This is a genomic window from Aeromicrobium sp. (assembly GCF_014378035.1).
GTDB lineage: Bacteria > Actinomycetota > Actinomycetes > Propionibacteriales > Nocardioidaceae > Aeromicrobium.
Map to the genome: position 1 here is coordinate 1 of NZ_JACMOM010000351.1, position 9414 is coordinate 9414.

8 protein-coding genes and 1 tRNA gene are annotated in these 9414 nt (G+C 66.9%); 5 read left to right on the forward strand and 4 right to left on the reverse strand.

Annotated elements, in window-relative coordinates:
• Positions 1-72: 72 nt before the first annotated feature.
• Positions 73-1593: an alpha/beta hydrolase gene (locus H7290_RS18545; RefSeq protein WP_290515500.1), complete on the forward strand. Its 1521-nt coding sequence runs from the start codon at positions 73-75 to the stop codon at positions 1591-1593.
• 117 nt (positions 1594-1710) lie between these two features.
• Here H7290_RS18545 and H7290_RS18550 read toward each other — a convergent pair whose 3' ends face one another.
• Positions 1711-1998 (reverse strand): chorismate mutase, encoded by a 288-nt coding sequence (locus H7290_RS18550; protein WP_290515501.1) that lies wholly within the window; start codon positions 1996-1998, stop codon positions 1711-1713.
• Between the two features lie 96 nt (positions 1999-2094).
• On the opposite strand from H7290_RS18550, the gene H7290_RS18555 reads away from it, so the two are divergent.
• Positions 2095-2167: transfer RNA gene (locus H7290_RS18555), tRNA-Thr, on the forward strand.
• Positions 2168-2556: 389 nt separating this feature from the next.
• A complete protein-coding gene (locus H7290_RS18560; protein WP_290515502.1) occupies positions 2557-3141 on the forward strand; it encodes a histidine phosphatase family protein in 585 nt (194 codons plus the stop codon).
• Here H7290_RS18560 and H7290_RS18565 read toward each other — a convergent pair whose 3' ends face one another.
• Positions 3142-4074, reverse strand: a complete 933-nt coding sequence (locus H7290_RS18565) for a glucosyl-3-phosphoglycerate synthase (protein ID WP_290515503.1) — start codon at positions 4072-4074, stop codon at positions 3142-3144.
• Positions 4071-4931: a dihydropteroate synthase gene (gene folP / locus H7290_RS18570; protein WP_290515504.1), complete on the reverse strand. Its 861-nt coding sequence runs from the start codon at positions 4929-4931 to the stop codon at positions 4071-4073. The genes H7290_RS18565 and folP overlap by 4 nt, the downstream gene beginning before the upstream one ends.
• A 258-nt stretch (positions 4932-5189) precedes the next feature.
• Here folP and H7290_RS18575 point away from each other — a divergent pair, with 258 nt between their 5' ends.
• Complete coding sequence (locus H7290_RS18575) at positions 5190-6722, forward strand: MFS transporter (RefSeq protein WP_290515505.1); 1533 nt, start codon at positions 5190-5192, stop codon at positions 6720-6722.
• A 170-nt stretch (positions 6723-6892) separates the two neighbouring features.
• On the opposite strand, the gene H7290_RS18580 is transcribed toward H7290_RS18575, so the two are convergent.
• Positions 6893-8047, reverse strand: coding sequence for a pyridoxal phosphate-dependent aminotransferase (locus tag H7290_RS18580; RefSeq protein ID WP_290515506.1), 1155 nt, complete (start codon positions 8045-8047; stop codon positions 6893-6895).
• Between the two features lie 120 nt (positions 8048-8167).
• On the opposite strand from H7290_RS18580, the gene H7290_RS18585 reads away from it, so the two are divergent.
• Entirely contained in the window at positions 8168-9334 is a 1167-nt protein-coding gene (locus H7290_RS18585; protein ID WP_290515507.1) for an MFS transporter, read from the forward strand.
• The last annotated feature ends 80 nt before the right edge of the window (positions 9335-9414 follow it).

The window sequence follows — 9414 nt, forward strand, 5'->3', positions numbered from 1 at the left end:
GTGTCGGTCGGCCCTGACCGCCAACGCTGCTCCGTTGCTCGCACTCGAACGGATGATGATGGGATTCCGCCGGTGAACCGTGTCAGAACGAGCCTCGTGATCGCGACGCTCCTCGCCTTCGTCGTGGGGGTCGTGGTGGTCAGCGCCTACGTCACCCGCGACTCGTGGTCGAAGCCCTCTCCCGTCTCCGCACCTGCGCCCGGGGGGCTCGGCTCCTTCTACCAGCAGACCCTCACCTGGACCGATTGCGAGAAGGCGCACTGCACGTGGGTCAAGGTGCCGGTCGACTACGCCAAGCCCGACGGCGCCACGACCCGGTTGCGCGTCCGGCTCTACCCAGCCGAAGGAGGCCCGGCCGAGCGCAGCCTGTTCGTCAACCCCGGCGGCCCCGGAGGCTCGGCAGTCGACTATGCGACGTCCATGGAGTCGAGCTTCGGCAAGGGCGTGCGCGACGCCTACGACGTCGTGGGTGTCGACCCCCGTGGTGTCGGCGAGAGCTCTCCGCTGGAGTGCCTGTCGGCCACGTCGTTCGATACTTTCACCGAGACCGATCCTGACCCAGACACACCCGCCGAGATCACGGCGCTGCGGTCGAGCCTCACCAGCCTCGGCGAGGCGTGCCGCAAGAACTCCGGCGAGCTCGCCGCGCACGTCTCCACCGTCGAGGCGGCCAAGGACATGGATGTCACACGCGCGTTGCTCGGCCGCTCCAAGCTCGACTGGTTCGGGGCGTCCTACGGCACCCAGCTCGGCGCCGTGTATGCCCAGCTCTTCCCCAAGAAGGTCGGGCGCATGGTGCTCGACGGGGCGGTCGACCCAGCGCTTGGCGTCGTCGACTCCAGCCTCGGGCAGGCGACCGGGTTCCAGCGGGCTCTGTCGTCCTACGCGGCGGCCTGCGTCAAGAAGTCGTCGTGCCCCCTGGGCAGCAACGCGGGGGCAGGCCTCAGCAAGATCGCCGACCTCATGAAGCAGCTCGACGCCGAGCCCATGAAGGCTTCGGCCGACCGCAGCCTCACCGAGGGGCAGGCGTTCTACGGCATCGCCGTCACCTTGTACGACAAGTCGACGTGGAACCTGTTGTCCCGGGCTCTCACCGACGCGTTCAAGGGTGACGGCAGCACGTTGCTCCTGCTGTCCGATGCCTACTTCGAACGGCAGCCCGATGGCACCTACGCGGGCAACCTGGGCCAGGTCATCTATGCGGTCAACTGTCTCGACACCTCCGACGGCCTCACGCAGGCCCAGACCGAGGCCCTCATTCCGCGCTTCGAAAAGGTCTCGCCGGTCTTCGGCCGGTCTCTGGCCTGGGGTGCGCTCGGGTGCGCCGACTGGCCCATCAAGCCGACCAACCCGCTGCCCAAGATCAGCGCCGAGGGTGCGCCGCCGATCCTCGTCATCGGCACGACCCGCGACCCGGCGACGCCCTACGAGTGGGCCAAGTCTCTGGCCGACCAGCTGTCGTCTGGGGTGCTCCTCACCCGCGATGGCGACGGACACACGGCCTACGGCTCGGGCAACGCGTGCATCACCTCGACAGTCGACGCCTTTCTCACCAAGGGCAAGGTCCCGAAGGCCAACCAGACCTGCAAGTAACCCACCCCCGCGCTGGCAGTGACGTTCTTGTGGCGACACGCCGCCCCGAGCATCAACAGCGTCACTCCCAGCGGGTGCGGGACGGGGGCGGGACCAGCGGGTGCGGGATGGGACGGGTCAGCGGCGGATTGCCTCGTGGTGCCTGATGACCTCGTCGATGATGAAGGTCAGGAACTTCTCGGCGAACGCAGGGTCGAGGTCGGCCTCGATCGCCAAGGCCCGCAGACGCGCGATCTGGCGACTTTCGCGCTCCGGGTCGGCGGGCGGCAGGTCGTGCTCGGCCTTCAGCTTCCCGACTCGTTTGGTGTACTTGAAGCGTTCGGCGAGAGCGTGGATCAGGACGGCATCGATGTTGTCGATGCTCGCCCGGATCTCCTCCAGCTCGGCCTTCGTTGCGTCGGTCACCCGGCAGACTCTACGGGTCCGAGGCCGATTCGAGACCCGCACGATCACCCGGTAGAGTTGGGGTTCGGTCCGGCGGGCGATCCCCGGCGGGCCCCCGCCGCTTTAGCTCAGTTGGTAGAGCGTTTCACTCGTAATGAAAAGGTCGTCAGTTCGATTCTGACAAGCGGCTCTGTTCCAGGTCTCTGCCCTGATCCTTGCGGGCTCGCAGGTTGATGCGTTCGCGCATGTTGCGACGCCTGCGCTCGTCGAACATCGTGGCCCTGTTCCGTCCCGAACAAGGCGGTCCCGAGCAAGGCACTTCGTCTGTCAGCAGACGTGATGATGTGTGGCGCCTCGGCGGTTTGATGGGTCTGGTGCGGCTTGATGAGGATTTGAGGTTGTGTTGACACACCCCGGTCCGGTAACGGGGAGCATCGATCACACACGTCGGCGACAGTCAGCGCGTCCGCGGCACAGCAGGATCAGTCCGGCGAGCAGTCGTGTGCGGCGCATCGAGGCCATGATGTTCAGAGGGGTGGTCGCCGACCCACCTGACCAACACTCCTCGAGGAGACCCGATTGTCCAGCCACCTCTACCTCGTACGTCACGCGCCCACCGCCTACAACGCCCGCGGGATGTTCATGGGCGGGTTGGACGTGGCAGCCGAGCCGGTGGTGGATCCCGATCGATTTCGGGTGCCGTGCGGTGGCCAGAGGGTCATCTACGCGTCGCCCCTGCGACGAGCACTGACGGCGGCGTCCGTGCTCTTCCCGGGCGAGCACGTCACGCAAGACGCACGCCTGGTGGAGCGCTCGATGGGTGAGCTGGAGGGTCTGGACCATGCGACGGTCAAATCACGCTGGCCCGACTCGTTCGTCGGCAGCTCGGTCAATCCACGGTTCGCGCCGCCTGGCGGCGAGACGATGCAGGTGTTCGCTGCCCGGGTGGCGGACTTCCTCCTCGAGCTGATGACGCACACGTCTGGCGATCAGGATGCGTACGTCGTGACGCACAACGGCTGGATTCGCACGGCGCTGCTCCTGCGGGGGCAGGTCGAGCCCGAAGAGCTGTTCAGCGAGTCGGTCGCGTTCCTCGAGCCGATCGCGTACGCGTGCGACGCGGACCGACTGCGTCGTCGCGAGGGAATCTCCGGGCTGGTCTGATCAGGGTGTCGAACGGAGCGGGCCTGCCGGAGGACGCTCGGAGACACCGACTTCCCTGTGCTTCTGCGTGATGGTGCCGTCGACCAGTGCGTACTGCCACAGGTCGACCGTCTCGGCCCTCGCGGCGCCGACTCGACGGTGGGCAGCGGCCATGATCTGGGTGGACATCGCGCCCAGATCGCTCAGTGACTGGTGACGGTGGGCTCGGCGGCCGAGGTCGACCTGCGCGATGGCGTCCATCCCGAGCAGCTCTGCGGTGTCGATCAGCGATGCCAGCTCGACGGCGTACCCGGTGGGCACGGACAGTCGCTCGAAGAGGTTTCGCCTGATGGCCCACTCGCCTGCCAGTGGTTGTACGAGGCCGGCCAGATGCGGGAACATGAGCGCCGTCAACGGGCGCGCCACGAGCTCGGTGACCCGGCCACCGTCGAACGATTGCACCCCGTCGCCATCGAGGAAAGGGCGTTCGTAGAAGCCCTTCACGAGGCTGACGTCGCCTCCGGACAGCAATGGGCCCAGCAGCCCCGGGACGAAGTGGGTGTCCCAGTCCAGAAGATCGGCGTCCATGAAGACCAGGATGTCGCCGCGCGTCACGAACATGGACTTCCACATGGCTTCACCCTTGCCCGAGATCCAGCCGAGATCGGGTCGGATGTCAGCCGCGCGATGGACGGTGGCGCCCGCGCTCGTGGCGACCGCGAAGGTGTCGTCGTTGGAGTCTGAGTCGATGACGACGATCTCGTCTAGCAGGGCAGCGCTGTCCATGAGCGTCTCGCGCACGCGTCCGATGATGTCGCCGACGGTGGCGGCCTCGTTACGTGCCGGCACGACCAGGCTGACCTGCTGACCGGTGCGTCGCTTCGCGTCCAGAAGTGCTGAAAGCTCCCAGTCGCGCCAATGGTGGGTGTGGCGCTCGAACCACTCCTGGGTCACGCCAGACCTCGAGTCGTGCGCGCCGGCGCGCGTGTCCCACGAATGCTGGCGACCATGTCGAGCACCTGGCGCGTCTCGACGACCTGGTGCACGCGGTAGACCGAGGCTCCGTGCCAGGCGCAGATCGCGGTGGCGGCGAGGGTGCCGAGCAGGCGCTCACCCACGGGCAGCTCGAGCGTCTCACCGACGAAATCCTTGTTGGACAGCGAGACCAGGACTGGCCAACCCGTGGCCGTCATCTCGTCGAGCCGGCGGGTCAGCTCGAGGGAGTGCCAGGTGTTCTTGCCGAAGTCGTGTGCGGGATCGATCAGGGCACTTCGCGGGTTCACCCCCAGTGACACGGCGCGTTCTGCGAGACCGACCGTCGTCTCGATCGCATCGCGGACGACGTCGTCGTAGCTGACCCGGTGAGGTCGCGTCCGCGGGGTCACGCCACCCGTGTGGGTGCAGACCAGGGCGACGTCGTACTCCGCGGCGACCTCGGCCAGACCCGGATCGTGACCGCCCCAGGCGTCGTTGAGAAGGTCGGCTCCGGCCTTGCACACCTCTCGCCCGACCTCCGCGCGCCACGTGTCGACGCTGATCACGAGGTCGGGAAACTCTGACCGGACGTCCGCGACGAATCCGACGACGCGGCGCATCTCCTCGGCAATGTCGATCGCCTCACCCGGCGCGGCCTTGATCCCCCCGATGTCGACGATCTCGGCACCTTCGTCGACGACCTGGCGCACACGGTCGAAGGCGGCATCCTGGGCCCAGGTCGCGCCCTTGTCGTAGAACGAGTCGGGCGTGCGGTTGACGATCGCCATGATGAGCGTCGCGCCGTCGTCGAACTGATGGCGACCGAGCTTGAGCATCACGCACGTCCTTCAGCGATCGGAGAGAACCACGACCCATGATCGCCGCTATCGTCCGACACCGCCATCGACCCTCCCGAGGATTTGGCCTCTGGGGCCCCTAGCACTCGTAGATGTAGTGAAGATTGCGTGCGAGAGGCGCCAAATCCAGAGGCGATTTAGAATATGGGGCGCGTGATCGGGCGCCTTTTGTCACCCCTCGTCTCGATCATCGACAGTGTGGAATCCCCTCGAAGAACCAATCCCGATGGAGCAGCGATGTCCGAATCTTTGAGCACCGACGACAACGGCACCGCCAAGCGCGATGTACCCGATCCCAAACGTTGGCTGGCTCTCGGCGTCATCGCTGTGGCGCAGCTGATGATCGTGCTCGATGCTTCGATCGTCAACATCGCCCTCCCGTCGGCGCAGCGCGACCTCGGCATCAGCGACGCCGATCGTCAGTGGGTCGTCACGGCCTACACCCTCGCCTTTGGTGGCCTGCTCCTGCTCGGCGGACGCATCGCAGACTTCACCGGTCGCAAGCGCACCTTCATCATCGGACTGTTCGGCTTTGCTGCCGCGTCGGCACTCGGGGGCATCGCCTCCACGGCAGGCCTGCTCTACGCAGCCCGCGGGCTCCAAGGCGGGTTCGCGGCGCTGATGGCACCCGCAGCCCTCTCGCTCATCTCGGTGACCTTCACGCTTCCCAAGGAACGCGCCACGGCATTCGGTGTCTTCGGTGCCATCGCAGGCGGTGGCGCAGCCATCGGGCTGATCGTCGGAGGAGTCCTCACCGAGTACGCCTCGTGGCGCTGGTGCCTGGGGGTCAACGTGCCCATCGCCCTGGTCACTGCTTTTGCCGCCTCACGTGTCGTGCACGAGAGCAAAGCCACGGGCAACATCAAGTACGACATCCCCGGCGCAGTGCTGGTGACGGCCGGGTTGGTGTCCCTCGTGTACGGCTTCACGGAGGCCGCCAAGCAGAAGAACCCCGGCAAGGGCTCAGCGGTTTTGGGCTGGACCGCCCCCTCGACGATGTTCTTCCTGGCAGTGGCTGTTGTCCTGCTCGTGGCCTTCGTGGTCTGGGAGCGGCGCACCGAGCATCCGCTCCTTCCCCTGCGAGTTGCGCTCGACCGCAACCGGGGCGGGTCCTACCTGGTGTTCCTGTTCATCGGCTCCGGGCTCTTCGCGATGTTCCTGTTCCTGACCTTCTACTTCCAGATCACCCTCGGCTACAGCCCGTTGAAGTCCGGGTTCGCCTTCCTCCCGTTCAGCCTCGGCATCATCGGCACCGCGGGCGTCGTCGCCCAGCTGCTGCCACGTCTCGGCCCGAAGCCGATCATGGTGCCGGGCCTCGTTTTGGCTGTGCTCGGCATGTTGTGGCTGACGCAGATCACGCCCACGACGTCCTACGTGACCCACGTCCTGCCGGCCCTGCTGCTCATGAGCATCGGCATGGCCTGCGTGTTCATCCCCGCGTCGAGCACGGCGCTGCTGGGTGTGGGTTCACACGATGCAGGAGTGGCGAGCGCCCTGCTCAACACCTCGCAGCAGGTGGGTGGCTCGCTCGGGACAGCGCTGCTCAACACGCTCTACGCCAGCGCCGTGACCGGTTACCTCGCAAGCAACCTCACCGGGTCGGCCGCCGACAAGCAGGTCACCACCCTCGCACTCGTCCGTGGTTACCACGTCGCGTTCTTCTGGGGCGCGGTTCTGCTGTCGATGGCCCTGCTCGTGGCGCTGTTCCTCATGAATGCCAAGAAGGAAGATGTGCCGACCGAGCCGGGCACGGCTCCTGCTGCCGTCTGATCGATGCGTCGAGGGCAGCTCACTTCTTGCAGGAGGTGTCCTGACTCGAGGAGCGTCAGCTGTCCTGGGTGGCCACGACAAGCACGGCTGCTGACAACGTCTTCACCACCCATCGCTCACGCCCACCCTCGTGACATCCACCCTGTCCGTCGTCGGCCGGACTCGGCAGTTCAGCGGAGCACCGACAGCCTTTCGAGGGCTTCGTCGATGACCTCGGGTCTTTTGCAGAACGCCCACCTCACGAGCGGGCGACCTGCCTCGAGATCGTCGTAGAACGCCTGATGCGGTATCGCGACCACACCGACTCGCTCGGGCAGCATGCGGCAGAAGGCCAGGCCGTCATCGAAGCCGAGCGGTCGAATGTCCGTCGTCGCGAAGTAGGTGCCCTCGGGAACGAACACGTCGAAGCCCAGGTCACGCAGCCCGTCGCACAACAGGTCGCGCTGCGACTGCAACTGCGAGCGAAGGGTCTCGAAGAAGTGGTCGTCGGACGTCAGCGCGAGCGCGATGGCCGGCTGCAGCGGAGCGCCGGAGGTGTAGGTGAGGAACTGCTTGGCGCCCACCATCGCCTGCACGAGTGGTGCCGGACCGGTGGCCCAACCCACCTTCCACCCCGTGAAGGAGAAGCTCTTGCCCCCACTGGAGATCGTGAGGGTCCGGTCGGCCATGCCCGGGAGCGTCGTGATGGGGATGTGGGATGTGCCGTCGAAGGTCAGGTGCTCGTACACCTCGTCGCTGATGACGACGAGATCGTTCTCGATGGCCACGGCAGCGATGGCCTCGAGCTCGTCGCGGCGCAGCACGGTGCCTGTCGGGTTGTGCGGTGAGTTGAGCAGTATCGCGGTGGTGCGCGGTGAGACAGCGGCACGAAGCTCATCAACAGGCAGCCGGAAGTCTGGCGCGCGCAGCGTCACCGGCCGACGCACGCCGCCGGCCATCTGGATCACTGCGACGTAGGAGTCGTAGTAGGGCTCGAGGACGATGACCTCGTCGCCGGGATCGACGAGCCCGAGGACGGATCCGGCGATGGCCTCGGTGGCCCCGGTCGTGACAGCAACCTCGGTGTCGGGGTCGACGACGAGCCCGTAGAAGCGTCGCTGGTGAGCGGCGATGGCGGCGCGCAGCTCGGGCACCCCGGTGCCGGGGGTGTACTGGTTTCGCCCGCCTCGCAGGGCCTCGACCGCGCGGTCGACGACCTCGGTGGGTCCCTCGGTGTCAGGGAATCCCTGGCCGAGGTTGATCGAGCCGGTTTGCAGCGCGAGTGCGCTCATCTCGGCGAAGATGGTCGTGCCGAGTCCGGCCAGGCGTGCGCTGGAAGTCTTCATCGCTCCGACCCTATCGCCGGGTCCGCCCAGAGTGGTTCGTCTGGTCGACCCACCGGAATCCCGCTTGGCGTCATGTGCTGACCCGGACACCACGGCCCTGCGGCACCCTACGATGACGCAGTGACGAACGAGCTCAGACGTGCGCGCTTGGCGGTGGCCGCTGGATTCTTCCTGCAGGGGCTCGTGTTCGCGGCGATCGTGACGCAGACACCGCGGATCAAGGACAAGTTCGACATCGGCGACGGCGCCCTCACCGGCATCCTGGTGCTCGTCGCGGTGGTCTCGGGGGTCGGCAGCGTCATCGCTGGGATGATCGCCGAACGTCGGACGAGCGCTGTCGCGTTTCGGGTCGCGCTGCTCACGATCGGTCTGGGTGCCCTGCTCGTGGGCGTCGCCCCCAGCTTTCCGATGCTGCTCGTCGCTTTCGTCGTCTACGGCCTCGGTGTGGGTGCGGTCGATGCCGGGATGAACATGCAGGGCGTTCGGGTCCAGCAGGCGTACGGGCGAAGCGTGATGGCGAACTTCCACGGCGTGTGGTCCGTCGCCGGCATCGTCGGAGCCCTCTACGCCTCGGGTGCCGCGAAGATCGACCTTCCGCTCGCGGTCTCACTCGTGATCGTCGCAGTTGTCACCTGGCTGGTCGTCCTGGTGTCGGCCCCACACTTCATCGGCGCCCGGGAGCATGAGGTCGGGCTCTCGGCCAAGGGGCTCGACCTGCCGTGGCAGCCCATCCTGGTCTTCGGTCTGGTCGTCCTGCTGTTCTATGCCGCGGACACCGGCGTCCTGACGTGGAGCAGCGTCTACCTCGAGGACGCTCTCGACTCGACCACGACGGTCGCTCCATTCGCCTTCGGCGCGTACGAGGTGGGCGCGCTGGTGTCGAGGTTTGGTGGCGACTTCTTGGTGCGCCGGGTCGGGGCCCCGCGGGTCGTCGCGGTGGGAACGATCGTGGGGATGGTGGGGTTGGGCACCGTGGTGGCCGCGACCGCGCCGGCGATGGCGGTGGTGGGGTTCTTCGTCGTGGGCCTCGGTCTCGCGATTCTCGCCCCGCTGTCGTTCGCGGCCCTTGCCGGTGCGGTGCCGGCAGCGGCACTCGATGTCGCGATTGCGCGGATGAACATTGCCAATTACCTCGGCGCGATCCTGGGTGGCGGGCTCATCGGAGCCGCGGCGACGGCAGGGCACCTGCGCTGGGCCTTTGTCATCCCGCTCATCCTGGTGCCAGCGGTGCTGTTGTTCGTGCGATCGTTCCGGACCGCAGACCCCGCGGCACTCGACGCCGTCTGAGCGAGGTTCTGCTCTCGCCAGAGGGTGAGCCACCAGCGGAGGGGGGCATAAGTCGCCCCACCGTTCTCGGGGGGTGAAAC

Coding starts and splice junctions, on each gene's coding strand:
- folP (WP_290515504.1), bottom strand. CDS start 4,931: ATGCTCAAGCTCGGTCGCCATCAGTTCGACGACGGCGCGACGCTCATC.
- H7290_RS18575 (WP_290515505.1), top strand. CDS start 5,190: ATGTCCGAATCTTTGAGCACCGACGACAACGGCACCGCCAAGCGCGAT.
- H7290_RS18580 (WP_290515506.1), bottom strand. CDS start 8,047: ATGAAGACTTCCAGCGCACGCCTGGCCGGACTCGGCACGACCATCTTC.